Source organism: Pseudomonas sp. I2 (genome assembly GCF_040984075.1).
In the GTDB taxonomy this organism is placed as follows: domain Bacteria; phylum Pseudomonadota; class Gammaproteobacteria; order Pseudomonadales; family Pseudomonadaceae; genus Aquipseudomonas; species Aquipseudomonas guariconensis_B.
On record NZ_JBCGFQ010000019.1, the window covers coordinates 31,638 to 50,143 of the forward strand.

Genomic DNA, 18,506 nt, shown 5'->3' on the forward strand with positions numbered 1-18,506 from the left:
GGATGCAATAGCGTAATGGGCTCCGTCCATGGAGATGAAAACTGGAAAGTTTCGCGAGGGATTGTGCCGGGCGGCGGGGGAACTGGGCCAATTCAAAAAAATGCGTCTGTACTGCAATTTTATTGAAGTGGGGGGCTGCAAGCTTGCGGCTTGAAGCTTGCCTCTGGGCCTCAGCGGCCCCTGCGCGGCAGGTCGATGCTCACCCGCAACCCGCCGAGGGGGCTTTGCAGCAGCGATAGCCGGCCGCCCCAGGCTTCGACGATATCCCGCACGATGCCCAGCCCCAGGCCATGCCCGTCGACCTGCTCGTCCAGCCGCGAACCGCGCTCGAGCACCTGCAGGCGCTGCGCCTCGGGGATGCCAGGGCCGTCGTCATCGACCCACAGTTGGAAACCTTCGGTGGTCGGTGCGATGCCCAGGCGCACTTCGCTGTCGGCCCACTTGCAGGCGTTGTCCAGCAGGTTGCCGAGCAACTCCAACAAGTCTTCACGATCCCAGGGCAGGAGCAATCCCGGCGGTACGTCGCGCTCGAGCAGCAGGCCTTCGCCATGGATCATGCCCAGCGTCGCGAGCAACCCCGGCAGCTCGGCATCGCAATCGAACTGGGCGCCGGGCAGCGCATCGCCGGCCAGGCGCGCGCGATTGAGCTCACGGGCCAGGCGCTGCTGGATCTGCTCCAGTTGCTCGCGCATCTGCGCCCGGACCTCGGGCAGGTCCCTGAGGCGTTCGCTGGTGGCCAGGCTGAGCAGCACGGCCAACGGCGTCTTCAACGCATGGCCGAGGTTGCCCAGGGCGTTGCGCGAACGGCGCAGGCTGTCCTCGGTATGGGCCAGCAGGTGGTTGATCTGATCCACCAATGGCTGCAGTTCGCTGGGCACCTCGGCATCCAGCTGCGAGCGCTGCCCCTGCTGCAACTGGGCGATCTGCTGGCGTGCCCGTTCCAGCGGGCGCAGCGAACGGGTCACGGTGATGCGCTGCAGCACCAGCACCAGCACCAGCGCCACCAGGCCCAGGCCCAGGCCAATCTGCTGCATGCGCCGGAAACCGTCGCGCACCGGCGAATAGTCCTGGGCGACGCTGATGGAAATGTCCTGGCCCAGCCGTCGGTAGTCGGCGCGAAACGCCAGCAGTTGCTGGCCCTCCGGTCCCAGCTCATGGCTGTCCTCCAGGCCTGGCGCTGCCGGCCTGGGCATGTCCAGGTCCCACAGCGAACGCGAACGCCAGGTGCCCTGGTCGAAATCGATACGGAAGTAGTAGCCGGAGAACGGCCGCTGGTACGCGGCGGAGATGCGCCGCTCGTCCAGCTGCAAACCGGAAGGCCCACGCACCAGCGCCACCAGCAGGTTCTCGCTTTCCTTGCGCAGGCCGGCCTCCAGGTAGCGTTGCAGGCCGACTTCGAACAGCCACAGGCTCAGTTGGGCCAGGGCCAGCCCGACCACCACCAGCACCGCGACCAGGCCAAGGCTCAGGCGCGCCTGGATCGACTTCACCCGGCGCTCCCGGCATAGACGTAACCCTGGCCGCGCCGGGTCTCGATCACACTGCGCCCGAGCTTGCGCCGCAGGTGGTTGACATGCACTTCGAGGACATTGGAGTCGCGCTCGGTCTCGCCATCGTAGAGGTGCTCGGCCAGGTGGCTCTTGGACAGCACCTGCCGTGGATGCAGCATGAAATAGCGCAGCAGGCGGAACTCGGCAGCGGTCAGCTGGATGTCGACGCCTTCGCGGGTCACGCACTGGCGGCTTTCGTCCAGGTGCAGGCCGGCAGCCTCCAGCGTCGGCTGGTTGGCCAGCCCGCGGGCGCGGCGCAACAGCGCCTGGATGCGCAGTTGCAGCTCTTCAGGATGGAAGGGTTTGCTCAAGTAGTCGTCGGCACCGGCCTTCAACCCTTCGATGCGCTCGGCCCAGGAGCCGCGGGCGGTGAGGATCAACACCGGCACGCCGAGACCACCCGCCCGCCACTGGCTCAGCACCTCCAACCCCGGCAAGCCCGGCAGGCCCAGGTCAAGGATGATCAGGTCGTACGGTTCGCTCTGGCCCTGGTATACCGCATCGCGGCCATCGGCCAGCCAGTCCACGGCATAGCCCTGGCGTTGCAGGCCGGCGATCAGTTCGTCGGCCAGGGGAACGTTGTCCTCGACAAGCAGCAGGCGCATTCAGTCGTCTTCCTCGTCTTTGAGCAGCGCGCCGTTGCGGGCGTCGAGCTTGATCTCGCGGACCACGCCGGCCGGGGTCAGCAGCTCGACCTCGTACTCGTAGCGGCCGTGCTTTTCTTCCAGTTCCGCCTCCAGCAGGCGGGCCCCGGGGTAGCGCCCCAGGGCCGATTCGAGCAGTTGTTCCAACGGCAGGATGATGCCCTTCTGGCGCAGTTCGAGGGCTTCGTCCTGGTCGAGATCACGGGCACCCGCCAGCGAACAGGCGGCCATCAGCGCAAGTGCCAGGTAGCGCGCCGTTCGCGGGAGGTCAATCATCAGTTGTCCCGTTCGTCCTTGAGCACTTCACCGGTCTTGGCGTCCAGGTCCACGTCCCATTCGACGTTCTGGGTGTCGCGCAGCTCGACCTTGTAGATGTAGCGGCCGTATTCGTTTTCCAGCTCCGAATCGGTGACGGTGGCGCCCGGGTGCTTGGCCACGGCGGCGGCCTTCAGCTCGTCCAGGGACTTGATGGTCTTGGCGTTGACCAGCTTGACCACTTCATCGGGCTGGACATCCTTGGCGAAAGCGGCGTTGGCACCCAGGGCAAGGGCGGCGGCGGCGAACAGGGCAGTCAAAGTCTTCATGGGTTCTCTCCATCGAGATGTACAAGTTGTCTACGGGGTTAAGACTAACCGGGGGTCCTTAATTCAACCTGAAGGCAGGCGGCGTCATGATAGCGCAGCCTGGGGGCCGCTTCGCGCCCCCGAACACCCTATAATGACCCGCTTGTTGCCCGCGAGATCCACCATGAGCGCCATCCACGTCAAATACCCTGCCCTGACCTTCAAGGCCGGCCATCGTGCCCTGCGGCAGATCCGCGAACGCGGCCTGCGGGCCATCGACGTGGGTGTGCTGCCAGGCGCGGCCGGTGGCCCCAAGCCGCTGGGCATCCAGGGCCTGGACCTGGCTCTGTTCGGCGAATGGCTGCCCTCGGCACCACGCCAACGCGCCCTGATCGGCGCGTCGATCGGCGCCTGGCGCTTCGCCAGCGCCTGCCTGGACGACCCGGTCGCGGGCCTGCGCCGCCTGGGCGAGCTGTACACCGAGCAGGACTTCGCCAAGGGCGTGACCCCGGCCGAGGTCAGCCAGTGCTGCCAGCGCATGCTCGACGACCTGCTGCAAGGCCGCGACGGGCAGATCCTGGGCAACGCGCATTACCGCCTGAACATCATGGTGGTCAAAAGCCACGGCCTGCTCGCCGACGATCATCGGGGGCGCCTGGGCATGGGCCTGTCGTCGGTGATCGCCAGCAACCTGCTGGGCCGACCACGGCTGGCCCGGCACTTCGAGCGGGTGATCCTGCACGATGGCCGCGCGGCACCGCCGCTGGACGAACTGACCGACTTCCCTTCGCGCTGCCTGCCCCTGGATCTGGCCAACCTGCGCCACGCCTTGCTCGCCTCGGGGTCGATCCCCATGGTCATGCAAGGCGTGCGCGACATCCCGGGCGCAGGCGTGGGCACCTACCGCGACGGCGGCCTGCTGGACTACCACCTGGACCTGCCCTATCGCGGCGACGACCTGGTGCTCTATCCGCACTTCACCGACAAGGTGGTGCCCGGCTGGTTCGACAAGGCCCTGCCCTGGCGCCGGGGCGATGCCACGCGCCTGCAGAACGTGCTGCTGGTCACGCCCTCGCCGCAGTACCTGGCCGCCCTGCCCTACGGCAAACTGCCAGACCGCAACGACTTCAAGCGTTTCATGGGCGATGCGCAGGCGCGCAAGCGCTACTGGTACAAGGCTATCGCCGAAAGCCAGCGGCTGGGCGACGAACTGCTCGAGCTGATCGCCAGCGGGCGGCTGCACGAACGGTTGCAAGCCTTGTGACGGGCATGCCGGTAGACTTCACGCTTTTTTCACGCCCTGCCCTGCACAGTGAAGGCTCATCCGCTCCCCTACGTTAGCCCGCATAGCAGTGCGGGCTTTTTATTGCTGGCTATGCGTGATGCCCCAGGTACTCGCTAAGCGCTTTGCGGGTGAGGTCATTCAAAGAAATGTTTTGCCGGCTAGCTGCCACACTGGCCGCCAGGTGCAGGTCATGCCCGACCCTCACATTGAACGACCCCTTGCACGGAGTCTCCGGCTCCTGTCCGAGCGACACACAGGTATCCAGGTAGTCGTCCACTGCATCGCGAAACGCCTTGGTCAGCTCGGCAACCGTCTCGCCCTCATAACTGACGAGGGCGCGAATGAACTGGAGCTTGCCGAACAGGCAATCGTCTTCAGGGCTGGCCTCAATCGAGCCGTAGTAGCCCCGGTGCTGCAACATGGTGCTCATCAGATCAATCCTCCTGCTTTCAAGTGCTCTATCACCTGGCGTTTAACGTAGGCCTTCAGCTCATTGCCGGGGTGCGGCTTGTGCAGGTTGATCATCGCCTGCGGGCTACCGTTATCGAACTTCACCCGGCTGCCATCGCCCTCGATCTGGCGGTATCCAAGCCCGCGCAGCAGCGTGACCAGTTCCGACCAAGTGAACCCAGCTTGCTTGTTCAGCAGCTTTTCTTGCCTGGACATTTCGACCCCTTTCATGCAACTAATTTTAGTTGCTTTCACGGAAGGTCAATCGCCTCGAAAAGAGCACAAACACAGAAGGTATTGACCGACTGCTGCGCCTCGATGAGGTGTTGCGCGTAACAGGAATGGGTCGCAACACGGTCCACACGCGAATAAGGGAAGGCACCTTCCCAAAACAGGTTAAGATAGGACCCAACTCGGTTGCCTGGCGCCAGTCGGACATCACCCAGTGGATGACATCTTTCGGCCCCAGCGACGACCAATCAGTACATTGAGCAGTACATTGAAACATCAGTTTCCGCTCAAGCCCTTACCCCGCCAGCATTACAGGTCCACCAGTGGAAATTTTCAAAGAGTTCACATTCGAATCGGCCCACCGCCTGCCCAACGTCCCCGCCGGGCACAAGTGCGGTCGCCTGCACGGTCACTCGTTCAAGGTCGCCCTGCACCTGACCGGCCCGCTCGACCCGCACACCGGCTGGATCCGCGACTTCGCCGAGATCAAGGCGATCTTCAAGCCGATCTACGAGCAGTTGGACCACAACTACCTCAACGACATCCCCGGCCTTGAGAACCCCACCAGCGAAGTGATCGCCAAGTGGATCTGGGACCAGGTCAAGCCGCTGCTGCCGGAGCTGTCCAAGGTGCGCATCCACGAGACCTGCACCAGCGGGTGCGAATACAGCGGGGATTGAGCCAGCGCGGCGCACGACGATCGACGTGCCGGCCAGGGACAGGCCGTTCGGCCATCCGTTCCCCTGCCAGCCTGCGCCAAGCGTCCTACCCCAATGCGCCCTTGAGGAAGGACGGTGCGATGTAGCGCTGGTAATGCGCCTCCGACAACAGGAAGAACTCCCGGTCGATCGCATCGCGCAGTTGCGGCAGCTCCCAATCGCGAAACTCCGGCAGCAAGGCCATGCCGTAGGCGTCCAGGTCACGGATCATCCGGGCGCCACGGGCGATCAGCTGGTAGGCCCAGCAATATTCCGACTGATGCGCCAGAAAACGGATCGAACGCTGCTCCAGTTGCTGGCGCAGGCGGTCTTTGTCGAACACTTCCAGCTTGGCCATCATCACCTGCACCAGCAGTTGCTCCAGGCGCTGCCAGACGGCGCGCTTCTGCTCGTCGTCATAGCTGTTCCAGTGGATCACTTCGTGGTGGAAACGCTTGCAGCCGCGGCACACCGAGTCTCCATACACCGTGGAGCAGAGGCCGACGCAAGGGGTCTTGATGGACTGGTTGGACATGGAAAAACAACGGCTTGGCGGTGGAACACGGCCCCATGTTAGCCCTTTGTCTAACCAGGGTCACTCGTTAAAGTCATGCGAGCCGCCTTACCTTCTGCCTTTTTTTGCCGTAGAATCACACCGCCTTTTCAAGGCACCAATGTCCGTTGGAAGCTGTTTTCAAAGCGTCACGAGCACAGTTCATCCGGTAGAACGGCGTTGGTTCGGGTCATGCAGCCTGCATGCCCGGGCCAACCCCTCATCAGCTCTCCGTTCTACAGGCGTAAAACTTTGAAAGCAGCTTCTGTAAGGATTCCCTGCGACCCTGGCTGGGCGGCCCACAAAGCCGTGATTGCGCATGGGTGCATGGGAATGCTGGATGAGCGTCCCGGACTCCCTTTAGGGACCACTGATGAGGGTAATAACTGTGCTTGAAGCCTACCGCAAACACATCGAAGAGCGTGCCGCCCTGGGTGTCGTGCCCCAGCCGCTGAACGCCGAACAAACTGCAGGCCTGGTCGAGCTGCTGAAAAACCCGCCGGCCGGCGAAGAAGCCTTCCTCGTAGACCTGATCACCCACCGCGTTCCCCCAGGAGTCGACGAAGCCGCCTATGTCAAGGCCGCTTTCCTCTCCGCCATCGCCAAGGGCGAAGCCACCTCGCCGCTGATCGACCGCAAGCACGCCACCGAGCTGCTGGGCACCATGCAAGGCGGCTACAACATCGAGACGCTGGTCGCGCTGCTGGACGACGCCGAACTGGGCACCGTCGCGGCCGAACAGCTCAAGCACACCCTGCTGATGTTCGACGCCTTCCACGACGTGGCTGAAAAAGCCAAGGCCGGCAACGCCAATGCCAAGGCCGTCCTGGAATCCTGGGCTGCTGGCGAGTGGTTCACCGCCCGCCCGGCCATCGCCGAGAAATACACCCTGACCGTGTTCAAGGTGCCTGGCGAAACCAACACCGACGACCTGTCCCCTGCCCCGGATGCCTGGTCGCGCCCGGACATCCCGCTGCACGCCCTGGCCATGCTGAAGATGGCCCGCGACGGCATCGAGCCGGTCCAGCCAGGCTCGGTCGGCCCGCTCAAGCAGATCGAGGAAGTCAAGGCCAAGGGTCACCCGGTCGCCTACGTCGGCGACGTGGTCGGCACCGGTTCCTCGCGTAAATCCGCCACCAACTCCGTGCTGTGGTTCTTCGGCGACGACATCCCGTACGTGCCGAACAAGCGCGCCGGTGGTTTCTGCTTCGGCACCAAGATCGCCCCGATCTTCTACAACACCATGGAAGACGCCGGCGCCCTGCCGATCGAATTCGACTGCACCAACCTGGCCATGGGCGACGTCATCGACGTCTACCCGTTCAAGGGCGAAGTCCGCCGCAACGGTAGCGACGAGCTGGTCACCACCTTCGAGCTCAAGACCGAAGTGCTGCTCGACGAAGTCCGCGCTGGCGGCCGTATCCCGCTGATCGTCGGCCGTGGCCTGACCGAGAAGGCCCGTGCCGAGCTGGGCCTGGGCGCTTCCGACCTGTTCAAGAAGCCCGAGCAGCCTGCCGACTCCGGCAAGGGCTTCACCCTGGCGCAGAAGATGGTCGGCCGTGCCTGCGGCCTGCCAGAAGGCCAGGGCGTACGCCCGGGCGCCTACTGCGAGCCGAAGATGACCACCGTCGGCTCCCAGGACACCACCGGCCCGATGACCCGCGACGAGCTGAAGGACCTGGCCTGCCTGGGCTTCTCCGCCGACCTGGTCATGCAGTCGTTCTGCCACACCGCGGCCTATCCGAAGCCGATCGACGTCACCACCCACCACACCCTGCCGGATTTCATCCGCACCCGTGGCGGCGTGTCCCTGCGCCCGGGCGACGGCATCATCCACAGCTGGCTGAACCGCATGCTGCTGCCTGACACCGTCGGCACCGGCGGCGACTCGCACACCCGCTTCCCGATCGGCATTTCCTTCCCGGCCGGTTCCGGCCTGGTGGCTTTCGCCGCTGCCACCGGCGTCATGCCGCTGGACATGCCAGAGTCGGTCCTGGTGCGCTTCAAGGGCAAGCTGCAGCCGGGCATCACCCTGCGTGACCTGGTCCACGCCATCCCTTACTACGCGATCCAGCAGGGCCTGCTGACGGTCGAGAAGAAGGGCAAGAAGAACATCTTCTCTGGCCGCATCCTGGAGATCGAAGGCCTCAACGACCTGACCGTCGAGCAGGCGTTCGAGCTGTCCGACGCCTCGGCCGAGCGTTCCGCCGCCGGTTGCACCATCAAGCTGCCGGAAGAGTCGATCGCCGAGTACCTGAAGTCGAACATCACCCTGCTGCGCTGGATGATCAGCGAAGGCTACGGTGATGCCCGTACCCTGGAGCGTCGCGCCCAAGCCATGGAAGCCTGGCTGGCCGACCCGCAGCTGCTGTCGGCCGACGCCGACGCCGAGTACGCCGCGGTCATCGAGATCGACCTGGCCGACGTCAAGGAGCCTGTGCTCTGCGCGCCGAACGACCCGGACGACGCCCGCCTGCTGTCGACCGTTGCCGGCGACAAGATCGACGAAGTGTTCATCGGTTCGTGCATGACCAACATCGGTCACTTCCGCGCTGCCGGCAAGCTGCTGGACAAGGTCAAAGGCGGCATCCCGACCCGCCTGTGGCTGGCGCCACCAACCAAGATGGACGCCCACCAGCTGACCGAGGAAGGCTACTACGGCATCTACGGCAAGGCCGGTGCGCGCATGGAAATGCCAGGCTGCTCGCTGTGCATGGGTAACCAGGCACGTGTGCAGACCGGCTCGACCGTGGTCTCCACCTCCACCCGTAACTTCCCGAACCGCCTGGGCGACGCCACCAACGTCTACCTGGCATCGGCTGAACTGGCCGCAGTCGCCTCGATCCTCGGCAAGCTGCCGACCGTCGAGGAATACCTGCAGTACGCCAAGGACATCGACAGCATGGCTGCCGACGTCTACCGCTACCTGAGCTTCGACCAGATCGCCGAGTTCCGCGAAGCGGCGGCCAACGCCCAGATCCCGGTGGTCCAGGCGTAAGAAGCGTCAAGCTTCGAGCTGCAAGCTACAAGAAAAAGCCCTGGCAGAGATGCCGGGGCTTTTTCGTTGGGCTTGTGGGCCCATTCGCGGGCAAGCCCGCTCCCATGGCCCTGCAAATCACATCCTATGTGATCGACGCAGCCCCTGGAGGATCCGGCTTGCCGGCGATGGGCCGCAAAGAGTCCCTTCGCGGGAGGTCAGATCACGAACAGATCGACGAACCTGTGCACCGCCGTGCCTTCCAGCCGCACCTGATCCTTGCACAGCGCGAAAATCGTCTCGCAGCGCTGCGGGGCGAAGCGCGTCGCCAGGTTTTCCCTGAACTTCGCTTCCAGCAAGGGAATCCCCTCCGCACGCCGACGCCGATGACCGATGGGGTACTCCACCACCACCTGCTCGGTCTGCGTACCGTCCTTGAAGAACACCTGCACGCCATTGGCAATGGAGCGCTTGTCCGCCTCCAGGTACTCACGGCTGAAACGCGGCTCCTCGACGATCTGCATCTTCGCCCGCAAGGCATCGATCAGCGGGTGGGCGGCATGGAAGGCATCCTCGTAGTGCTCGGCCACCAGGTTGCCGAAGATCAGCGGCACGGCGGTCATGTACTGAATGCAGTGGTCACGGTCGGCGGCGTTGGCCAGGGGGCCGACCTTGGAGATGATGCGGATCGCCGACTCATGGGTGGTGATGACGATGCGGTCGATCTCGCCCAACCGGTCGCGCACCTGCGGATGCAAGGCCACCGCCGCCTCGCAGGCGGTCTGGGCATGGAACTCGGCAGGGAAGCTGATCTTGAACAGCACGTTCTCCATCACATAGCTGCCGAACGGCTGGGGTAGCCGGAAACTGCGCTGGGCTTCGGGCTTGAGCGCGAGGTCCTTGTTGGTGTGGCTGAACAAGACATCGTAGAACCCCCACTGGGGCGCGGTCAGTACGCCGGGGATGCCCATCTCGCCACGCAGGGCGATATCGGCCAGGCGCACCCCGCGACTGGAGGCATCGCCCGCCGCCCACGACTTGCGCGAACCGGCATTGGGCGCATGGCGATAGGTGCGCAACGCCTGGCCGTCGACGAAAGCATGGGACAGCGCCGACAGCAGTTGTTCTCGGTTGGCCCCCATCAGCCGGGCGCACACCGCCGTGGAGGCGACCTTGACCAGCAACACATGGTCCAGGCCGACGCGATTGAAGGCGTTCTCCAGGGCCAGCACGCCCTGGATCTCGTGGGCCATGACCATCGCCTCGAGCACCTCGCGCAGGGTCAGCGCCGGCTCGCCATTGGCCACGCGCTTTTGCGACAGGTGATCGGCCACGGCGAGAATGCCGCCGAGGTTGTCGGACGGATGCCCCCATTCGGCGGCCAGCCAGGTGTCGTTGTAGTCCAGCCAACGCACGATACAGCCGATGTCCCAGGCTGCCTTGACCGGGTCCAGGCGGTAGGCGGTGCCAGGCACCCGGGCGCCATGGGGTACCACGGTCCCCTCCACCAGCGGCCCCAGGTGCTTGGTGCACTCGGGGAAGCGCAGCGCCAGCAGGCCGCAGCCCAGGGTATCCATCAGGCAGTTGCGCGCCGTGTCCAGCGCCTCGGCCGACTCGACCCGGTAGTCGAGCACGTAGTCGGCGATGGCTTGCAACACCCGGTCGTAGTCCGGGCGGTCGTTCAGGTCTACGTTGGCACTCATCTTCTGCTCCTTGAGAATGAGGGCTGCAAAGCAGCCCCACTACCGCAGGGCCTGCCCTGCGTTCTTCGAAGCCGAGCGCCAGAGGCGTGCTAGAAGCTGTCGCCAGGCACGCGTACCCAGCCCTCCATCAACACGCGGGCGCTACGGCTCATGATTGCCTTGGTCACCGTCCACTCACCGTCCACCTTGCGCGCCTGGGCACCGACCCGCAAGGTGCCAGAGGGGTGGCCGAAACGCACGGCGCTGCGCTCGCCCCCGCCGGCGGCGAGGTTCACCAGGGTGCCGGGTACGGCCGCGGCCGTGCCGATGGCGACTGCCGCGGTGCCCATCATGGCGTGGTGCAGCTTGCCCATGGACAGCGCGCGCACCAACAGGTCGATGTCTACGCTCTCGACCACCTTGCCGCTGGACGCGGTATACGAGGTCGGCGGCGCGACGAAGGCGACCTTCGGCGTGTGCTGGCGCCCGGCGGCTTCGTCGACGTGCTCGATCAACCCCATGCGCACCGCGCCATGGGCACGGATGGCCTCGAACCGGGCCAGCGCCTCGGGGTCGCCATTGATCGCATCCTGCAGCTCCGTGCCGCTGTAGCCGATCTCGGCGGCATTGACGAAGATGGTCGGGATGCCGGCATTGATCAGGGTCGCCTTGAGGGTCCCGACACCGGGGACCTCCAGGTCGTCCACCAGGTTGCCGGTGGGGAACATGGCGCCCCCGTCGCCGTCTTCGTCGGCGGCCGGATCGAGGAACTCCAGTTGCACTTCGGCCGCCGGGAAGGTCACGCCGTCGAGCTCGAAGTCGCCGGTCTCCTGCACCTCGCCTTCGCTGATCGGCACATGGGCGATGATGGTCTTGCCGATGTTGGCCTGCCAGATGCGCACGGTGGCGGTGCCGTTGCGCGGAATGCGCGCAGGGTCCACCAGGCCGCCGCTGATGGCGAAGGCGCCGACCGCGGCGGAGAGGTTGCCGCAGTTGCCGCTCCAGTCGACGAAGGCCTTGTCGATGGCGACCTGACCGAACAGGTAGTCGACATCATGGTCCGGGCGGGTGCTGCGCGCGAGGATCACCGTCTTGCTGGTGCTGGAGGTGGCGCCGCCCATGCCATCGATCTGCTTGCCATAGGGATCGGGGCTACCGATCACCCGCAGCAGCAGCGCATCACGGGCAGGGCCCGCGACCTGGGCGCGCTCGGGCAGGTCCTGCAGGCGGAAGAACACGCCCTTGCTGGTGCCGCCACGGATATAGGTGGCGGGGATTCTGATCTGGGGTACATGTGCCATTGCTGTGCTGTCCTGATTGTTTCGTTCCGGCGAAAACCTGGGGCTGCTGCGCAGCCCTTTCGCGACGCAAGGCCGCCCCGGCAGGAGCGGCCCGCTTCACTCAGGCGGTCGCTTCCAGGAAGTCCTGGGCGAAGCGCTGCAACACCCCGCCGGCCTCGTAGATCGACACTTCCTCGGCGGTATCCAGGCGGCAGGTCACCGGCACCTCGACCCGCTCGCCATTGCGCCGGGTCACCACCAGGGTCAGGGTCGCCCGCGGCGTGCGCTCGCCGAGCACGTCGTAGGTCTCGCTGCCATCGAGGTCCAGGGTCTTGCGGTTGGTGCCTGGCTGGAACTCCAGCGGCAACACGCCCATGCCCACCAGGTTGGTGCGGTGGATGCGCTCGAAGCCTTCGGCGACGATCGCCTCCACGCCCGCCAGGCGCACGCCCTTGGCCGCCCAGTCGCGGGACGAGCCCTGGCCGTAGTCGGCACCGGCGACGATGATCAGCGGCTGCTTGCGCTCCATGTAGGTCTCGATCGCCTCCCACATGCGGGTCACCTTGCCCTCCGGCTCGATGCGCGCCAGCGAGCCCTGCTTCACGCTGCCATCCTCGTTGCGCACCATCTCGTTGAACAGCTTGGGGTTGGCGAAGGTGGCGCGTTGTGCGGTCAGGTGGTCGCCACGGTGCGTCGCGTAGGAGTTGAAGTCCTCTTCCGGCAGGCCCATCTTCGCCAGGTACTCGCCCGCGGCACTGTTGGCCAGGATGGCGTTGGACGGCGACAGGTGGTCGGTGGTGATGTTGTCCGGCAGCACCGCCAGCGGGCGCATGCCACGCAGGCTGCGCTCGCCGGCCAGGGCACCTTCCCAGTACGGCGGGCGACGGATGTAGGTGCTCATCGGCCGCCATTGATACAGCGGCGCGACCTTCGGCCCCTTGTCCTGCTCGATGGCGAACATCGGGATGTACACCTGGCGGAACTGCTCTGGCTTGACCGCGGCACGCACCACGGCGTCGATTTCCTCGTCGCTCGGCCAGATGTCCTTGAGGCGGATCTCCCGGCCATCGACCACGCCCAGCACGTCCTTCTCGATGTCGAAGCGGATGGTGCCGGCGATGGCGTAGGCCACCACCAGAGGTGGCGAGGCGAGGAACGCCTGCTTGGCGTACGGGTGGATGCGCCCGTCGAAGTTACGGTTGCCCGACAGCACCGCGGTGGCGTACAGGTCGCGGTCGATGATCTCCTGCTGGATCTTCGGGTCCAGGGCGCCGGACATGCCGTTGCAGGTGGTGCAGGCGAAGGCGACGATGCCAAAGCCCAGTTGCTCGAGCTCCTGCTCCAGCCCCGCTTCCTGCAGGTACAGCTGCACGGCCTTGGAGCCGGGAGCCAGGGAGGACTTCACCCAGGGCTTGCGCGCCAGGCCGAGCTTGTTGGCATTGCGCGCCAGGAGGCCTGCGGCGATCACGTTGCGCGGGTTGCTGGTGTTGGTGCAACTGGTGATGGCGGCGATGATCACCGCGCCGTCGGGCATCTGCCCCGGTACCTCTTCCCAGGCGCCAGCGATGCCCTTGGCGGCCAGGTCGGCGGTGGCGACACGGGCGTGCGGGTTGGACGGGCCGGCCATGTTGCGCACCACGCTGGACAGATCGAAGCGCAGCACCCGCTCGTACTCGGCCTTGGCCAGGTTGTCGGCCCACAGGCCGGCGGCCTTGGCGTAGGTTTCCACCAGCTTGACCTGCTGGTCTTCGCGGCCGGTCAGCCGCAGGTAATCGATGGTCTGTTGGTCGATGGCGAACATCGCCGCGGTGGCGCCGTACTCCGGGGCCATGTTGGAGATGGTGGCGCGGTCGCCCAGGGTCAGGGCACGGGCGCCTTCGCCATGGAACTCGAGGTAGGCGCCGACCACTTTCTGCTTGCGCAGGAATTCGGTCAGGGCCAGCACCAGGTCGGTGGCGGTGATGTTCGGCGCGAGCCGGCCGCTCAGCTCGACGCCGACGATCTCTGGCAGGCGCATCCAGGAGGCCCGGCCGAGCATGACGTTCTCGGCCTCCAGGCCACCGACGCCGATGGCGATCACGCCCAAGGCATCGACGTGCGGGGTGTGGCTGTCGGTGCCGACACAGGTGTCCGGGTAGGCCACGCCGCGGTCGTTGTGGATCACCGGCGACATCTTCTCCAGGTTGATCTGGTGCATGATGCCGTTGCCTGGCTGGATCACGTCGACGTTCTTGAACGCCTTCTTGGTCCAGTTGATGAAATGGAAACGGTCTTCGTTGCGACGGTCCTCGATGGCGCGGTTCTTCTCGAACGCCTGCGGATCGAAACCACCACACTCCACCGCCAGCGAGTGGTCGACGATCAGTTGCACCGGCACCACCGGGTTGACCTGGGCCGGGTCACCGCCTTTGTCGGCAATGGCGTCACGCAGGCCAGCCAGGTCGACCAGGGCGGTCTGGCCGAGGATGTCATGGCACACCACCCGCGCCGGGAACCAGGGGAAGTCGAGGTCGCGCTTGCGCTCGATCAACTGCTCCAGGGAGGCGTTGAGGGTCGCCGGGTCGCAGCGGCGCACCAGGTTCTCGGCGAGCACGCGGGAGGTGTAAGGCAGGCCATCGTAGGCGCCGGGCTTGATCGCCTCGACCGCCGCGCGGGCGTCGAAGTAGTCCAGGTCGGTGCCTGGCAGGGCTTTGCGGTATGCAGTGTTCATCATTCAGGCTCGGTCACAGGATTCGGAAGGCTCCACCGTCCCTGTGGGAGCGGGCTTGCCCGCGAATGCGTCAGCAGGCGCACATGGGTAGGCCGGTCGGGCGCATTCGCGGGCAAGCCCGCTTCCACAGGGGAAACGGGTTGCCTCTCTATTTCTATTCAGCGCTGCTCGATCGGCACGAACTGGCGCTGTTCGACACCGATGTACTCGGCGCTTGGGCGGATGATGCGGTTGTTGGCGCGTTGCTCGAAGACGTGCGCCGCCCAGCCGGTCAGGCGCGAGCAGACGAAGATCGGGGTGAACAGCTTGGTCGGGATGCCCATGAAGTGGTACGCCGAGGCATGGTAGAAGTCGGCGTTGGGGAACAGGCGCTTCTGCTCCCACATGGTCTTGTCGATGGCTTCGGAGACCGGGTACAGCACCTTGTCGCCCACCTCGTCGGCAAGCTGCCGGGACCAGCCCTTGATCACCTCGTTACGCGGGTCGGACTCCTTGTAGATGGCATGGCCGAAGCCCATGATCTTGTCCTTGCGCTCGAGCATCTTGAGCAGCTCGGCGACCGCCTCCTGCGGGCTCTGGAAGCGCTCGATCAGTTCCATCGCCGCTTCGTTGGCGCCCCCGTGCAGCGGGCCGCGTAGCGTGCCGATGGCGGCGGTGACGCAGGAGTACAGGTCCGACAGGGTCGAGGCGCAGACCCGGGCGGTGAAGGTCGAGGCGTTGAACTCGTGCTCGGCGTAGAGGATCAGCGAGACGTTCATCACCTTGACGTGCAGCGGGCTCGGCTGCTTGCCGTGCAGCAGGTGCAGGAAGTGACCGCCAAGGGTGTCCTCGTCGCTGGTGCAGTCGATGCGCACGCCATGGTGGGAGAAGCGGTACCAGTAGCACATGATCGCCGGGAACACCGCCAGCAGGCGATCGGTCTTCTCGCGCTGGGCTTCGAAGGTCAGTTCCGGTTCCAGGGTACCCAGTACCGAGCAGCCGGTACGCATCACGTCCATCGGGTGGGCGTCGCGCGGGATACGCTCGAGCACTTCCTTGAGGGTTTGCGGCAAGTCGCGCAGCCCCTTGAGCTTGCGCTTGTAGTCGGCAAGTTCCGCCTTGCTCGGCAGTTCGCCGTACAGCAGCAGGTAGGCGACTTCCTCGAATTCGGCAGCGGCCGCCAGGTCACGCACATCGTAACCACGGTAGGTCAGGCCGGCACCGGCCTGGCCGACGGTCGACAAGGCGGTCTGCCCGGCCACCTGGCCACGCAGGCCTGCGCCACTGAGTACTTTTGCTTCGGCCATGGTGTGTTCTCCTTTCTTGAACTTGTTATGTGAAGTCTTACAGGCTAATCCGACGTATCTGTACCGCCCCATCGCCGGCAAGCCGGCGTCCACAAGTACAGCGCACCCTTTGCAACTTGCGCGCCCTGTGGAGGCTGGCCGACCAGCGACGGCGCTGGCTCAGGCTTTCTTCTGGGCGAACAACGCATCGAGGCTCTGCTCGAAGGCGTGGTAGCCGATGGCATCGTAGAGCTCCATGCGCGTCTGCATGGTGTCGATGACGTTCTTCTGCGTGCCGTCGCGGCGCAGCGCGGTGTAGACGTTCTCGGCGGCCTTGTTCATGGCACGGAACGCCGACAGTGGGTACAGCACCAGGGAGACATCGACCGACGCCAGTTCCTCGGTGGTGTACAGCGGCGTGGCACCGAACTCGGTGATGTTGGCCAGGATCGGCGCCTTCACCCGGTCGGCGAAGGTCTTGTACATCGACAGTTCAGTGATCGCTTCCGGGAAGATCATGTCGGCACCGGCCTCGATGCAGGCGGCGGCGCGGTCCAGGGCGGCGTTCAGGCCTTCCACGGCCAGGGCGTCGGTACGCGCCATGATCACGAAACTGTCGTCGGTGCGGGCGTCCACCGCGGCCTTGATGCGGTCGACCATCTCCTGCTGGGAGACGATCTCCTTGTTCGGCCGGTGGCCGCAGCGCTTGGCGCCGACCTGGTCCTCGATGTGCAGGGCGGCGGCGCCGAACTTGATCATCGAACGCACGGTGCGGGCCACGTTGAAGGCCGAGGCGCCGAAGCCGGTATCGACATCCACCAGCAGCGGCAGGTCGCAGACATCGGTGATGCGGCGCACGTCGGTCAGCACGTCGTCCAGGCCGCTGATGCCCAGGTCCGGCAGGCCCAGGGAGCCGGCGGCGACACCGCCGCCGGACAGGTAGATGGCCTTGAAGCCGGCGCGCTTGGCCAGCAGGGCGTGGTTGGCATTGATGGTCCCGACCACCTGCAACGGATGTTCGGCAGCGACCGCGTCACGGAAACGCTGGCCGGGCGTGCTCTTCAAAGTCATGACTCACCTCGTGGGCTATTGTTGTCGGCGCCTTGGTAGTGACGCTCGATGTTGCGCTTGGATGCGCCGATGTGCCGGCGCATCAGGAGTTCGGCCAGTTCGCCGTCGCGGCCTTCGATGGCATCGAGGATGCGATGGTGCTCGGCGAAGGCCTGGTGCGGGCGGTTGGGCGTGGCGGAGAACTGGATGCGGTACATGCGCACCAGCTGGTACAGCTCGCCGCAGAGCATCTTGACCAGGGTCTGGTTGCCGCTGCCCTGGATGATCCGGTAATGGAAGTCGAAGTCGCCTTCCTGCTGGTAGTAGCCAAGGCCGGCCTGGAAGGTGGCGTCGCGCTCGTGGGTGTCGAGCACCCGGCGCAGTTCGTCGATCTCGGCCTGGCTCATGCGCTCGGCGGCCAGGCGGCAGGCCATGCCTTCGAGGGACTCGCGGATCTCGTACAGCTCGATCAGCTCGGCGTGGCTGAGCGACACCACCCGGGCGCCGACATGGGGCACGCGCACCAGCAGGCGCTGCCCCTCCAGGCGGTGGATGGCCTCGCGCAGCGGGCCGCGGCTGATGCCATAGGTACGCGCCAGCTCAGGCTCGGAGATCTTGCTGCCCGGCGCGATCTCGCCCTTGACGATCGCTGCCTGGATGCGTCGGAAAACGTTCTCCGAGAGGGTTTCCGTTTCATCCGGAAGGGTCAGGGAAGCCTGGGTTGCACCTAGCATATTGTCGACACCTTACGTTTCAATAGCGCAAAAGCTAGCTAAACATGGGTGGCACGTCAAAGACAAAATCAACATTGTCGACAATCGTCTAAGAACGAACTTAACGGCTGCAAATGCTGTCAGAACGCGGCGCGCTGGCGTCGAGACGTTGGCGTGATAGAATGCCGCGCTTCCCAAGGGAGGATGGATATAGTGTGCCTGTCATCGTTTCATGCTGTTGACAGATGAACGAGGATGCTTGCGCAGTACTTGCCAGTCGCCTTGCCCCGAACCCCGCACAGCACCGCGCCAGGATTTATGAGACTCACACCCGTTTCACTGCTGTTCTGCCTCGCCCTGCTGCCGGCCCACGTCCCGGCGGCGGAAAAGACCGTGTATGGCCTGAACGAATATGCCCGTCTTTCCGACCTCGACCTGGAAGTGGCGGCCAAGCTCGACACCGGCGCCAAGACCGCCTCCCTCAGTGCCCGCGACATCAAGCGCTTCAAGCGCGATGGCGAAAGCTGGGTACGCTTCTACCTGGCCATCGATGCCGCCCACTCGCACCCGATCGAGCGCCCGCTGGCGCGGGTCAGCAAGATCAAGCGGCGCGCCGGCGACTACAATCCCGACGAAGGCAAGGCCTACACGGCCCGCCCGGTCATCGAACTGAACATCTGCATGGGCCGCGCGCAGCGCACCATCGAAGTCAACCTCACCGACCGCAGCGCCTTCCAGTTCCCGCTGCTGATCGGCTCCGAGGCGCTCAAGCACTTCGACGCGCTGGTCGACCCAAGCCTTAAATACGCGGCCGGCAAACCTGCCTGTGCCACCGAAGCTCCCAAAGCAGAGTAA

Annotated in this window: 18 protein-coding genes; 5 read left to right on the forward strand and 13 right to left on the reverse strand. The window is 65.2% G+C overall.

Features of this window, described 5'->3' with window-relative positions:
- Positions 1-170 precede the first annotated feature (170 nt).
- Genes WCE05_RS11800 through WCE05_RS11815 form a run of 4 tightly spaced genes read right to left on the reverse strand, consistent with a single transcriptional unit; the run spans position 171 to position 2,778 of the window.
- Positions 171-1,490 carry a sensor histidine kinase gene (locus WCE05_RS11800; RefSeq protein ID WP_368815975.1) on the reverse strand — a complete coding sequence of 440 codons (1,320 nt, stop codon included), beginning with the start codon at positions 1,488-1,490 and terminating at the stop codon, positions 171-173.
- Positions 1,487-2,155, reverse strand: a complete 669-nt coding sequence (locus WCE05_RS11805) for a response regulator transcription factor (RefSeq protein WP_225790191.1) — start codon at positions 2,153-2,155, stop codon at positions 1,487-1,489. Before WCE05_RS11805 ends, WCE05_RS11800 begins: the two co-directional genes overlap by 4 nt.
- Entirely contained in the window at positions 2,156-2,470 is a 315-nt protein-coding gene (locus tag WCE05_RS11810; protein ID WP_225790190.1) for a PepSY domain-containing protein, read from the reverse strand.
- Positions 2,470-2,778 (reverse strand): PepSY domain-containing protein, encoded by a 309-nt coding sequence (locus tag WCE05_RS11815; protein ID WP_225790189.1) that lies wholly within the window; start codon positions 2,776-2,778, stop codon positions 2,470-2,472. The genes WCE05_RS11810 and WCE05_RS11815 overlap by 1 nt, the downstream gene beginning before the upstream one ends.
- A 163-nt stretch (positions 2,779-2,941) precedes the next feature.
- On the opposite strand from WCE05_RS11815, the gene WCE05_RS11820 reads away from it, so the two are divergent.
- Positions 2,942-4,021 carry a patatin-like phospholipase family protein gene (locus tag WCE05_RS11820; protein ID WP_368815976.1) on the forward strand — a complete coding sequence of 360 codons (1,080 nt, stop codon included), beginning with the start codon at positions 2,942-2,944 and terminating at the stop codon, positions 4,019-4,021.
- A 109-nt stretch (positions 4,022-4,130) separates the two neighbouring features.
- Here WCE05_RS11820 and WCE05_RS11825 read toward each other — a convergent pair whose 3' ends face one another.
- On the reverse strand, positions 4,131-4,472 hold the full coding sequence (locus tag WCE05_RS11825) for a type II toxin-antitoxin system HicB family antitoxin (protein WP_225790187.1): 342 nt from the start codon (positions 4,470-4,472) through the stop codon (positions 4,131-4,133).
- Positions 4,472-4,708, reverse strand: a complete 237-nt coding sequence (locus WCE05_RS11830; RefSeq protein ID WP_225790186.1) for a type II toxin-antitoxin system HicA family toxin — start codon at positions 4,706-4,708, stop codon at positions 4,472-4,474. Before WCE05_RS11830 ends, WCE05_RS11825 begins: the two co-directional genes overlap by 1 nt.
- Before the next feature lie 29 nt (positions 4,709-4,737).
- Here WCE05_RS11830 and WCE05_RS11835 point away from each other — a divergent pair, with 29 nt between their 5' ends.
- Entirely contained in the window at positions 4,738-4,983 is a 246-nt protein-coding gene (locus WCE05_RS11835) for an AlpA family transcriptional regulator (protein WP_225790185.1), read from the forward strand.
- A 63-nt stretch (positions 4,984-5,046) separates the two neighbouring features.
- A complete protein-coding gene (queD, locus tag WCE05_RS11840) occupies positions 5,047-5,403 on the forward strand; it encodes a 6-carboxytetrahydropterin synthase QueD (protein WP_225790184.1) in 357 nt (118 codons plus the stop codon).
- 85 nt (positions 5,404-5,488) lie between these two features.
- Here the strand turns inward: queD and WCE05_RS11845 are convergent, their stop codons facing one another.
- The gene (locus tag WCE05_RS11845) at positions 5,489-5,956 is read right to left on the reverse strand and encodes a DUF1289 domain-containing protein (protein ID WP_253081429.1); all 468 of its coding nucleotides are present in this window, start codon (positions 5,954-5,956) and stop codon (positions 5,489-5,491) included.
- Positions 5,957-6,362: 406 nt separating this feature from the next.
- Between WCE05_RS11845 and acnB the strand changes: the two genes are divergently transcribed.
- On the forward strand, positions 6,363-8,972 hold the full coding sequence (gene acnB / locus WCE05_RS11850) for a bifunctional aconitate hydratase 2/2-methylisocitrate dehydratase (RefSeq protein WP_225790216.1): 2,610 nt from the start codon (positions 6,363-6,365) through the stop codon (positions 8,970-8,972).
- Between the two features lie 197 nt (positions 8,973-9,169).
- On the opposite strand, the gene prpD is transcribed toward acnB, so the two are convergent.
- From prpD to WCE05_RS11880, 6 genes are all read right to left on the reverse strand, one after another.
- The gene (gene prpD / locus WCE05_RS11855) at positions 9,170-10,654 is read right to left on the reverse strand and encodes a 2-methylcitrate dehydratase (RefSeq protein WP_225790182.1); all 1,485 of its coding nucleotides are present in this window, start codon (positions 10,652-10,654) and stop codon (positions 9,170-9,172) included.
- An 89-nt stretch (positions 10,655-10,743) separates the two neighbouring features.
- Complete coding sequence (gene prpF, locus WCE05_RS11860; protein WP_253081742.1) at positions 10,744-11,934, reverse strand: 2-methylaconitate cis-trans isomerase PrpF; 1,191 nt, start codon at positions 11,932-11,934, stop codon at positions 10,744-10,746.
- Between the two features lie 100 nt (positions 11,935-12,034).
- The gene (gene acnD / locus WCE05_RS11865) at positions 12,035-14,623 is read right to left on the reverse strand and encodes a Fe/S-dependent 2-methylisocitrate dehydratase AcnD (RefSeq protein ID WP_368815990.1); all 2,589 of its coding nucleotides are present in this window, start codon (positions 14,621-14,623) and stop codon (positions 12,035-12,037) included.
- A gap of 158 nt (positions 14,624-14,781) precedes the next feature.
- Entirely contained in the window at positions 14,782-15,909 is a 1,128-nt protein-coding gene (prpC, locus tag WCE05_RS11870; protein WP_225790180.1) for a 2-methylcitrate synthase, read from the reverse strand.
- 159 nt (positions 15,910-16,068) lie between these two features.
- Positions 16,069-16,959, reverse strand: coding sequence for a methylisocitrate lyase (prpB, locus tag WCE05_RS11875; RefSeq protein WP_225790179.1), 891 nt, complete (start codon positions 16,957-16,959; stop codon positions 16,069-16,071).
- Positions 16,956-17,672 carry a GntR family transcriptional regulator gene (locus WCE05_RS11880; protein WP_253081780.1) on the reverse strand — a complete coding sequence of 239 codons (717 nt, stop codon included), beginning with the start codon at positions 17,670-17,672 and terminating at the stop codon, positions 16,956-16,958. Before WCE05_RS11880 ends, prpB begins: the two co-directional genes overlap by 4 nt.
- Positions 17,673-17,969: 297 nt before the next feature.
- Between WCE05_RS11880 and WCE05_RS11885 the strand changes: the two genes are divergently transcribed.
- The gene (locus tag WCE05_RS11885) at positions 17,970-18,506 is read left to right on the forward strand and encodes an ATP-dependent zinc protease (protein ID WP_225790177.1); all 537 of its coding nucleotides are present in this window, start codon (positions 17,970-17,972) and stop codon (positions 18,504-18,506) included.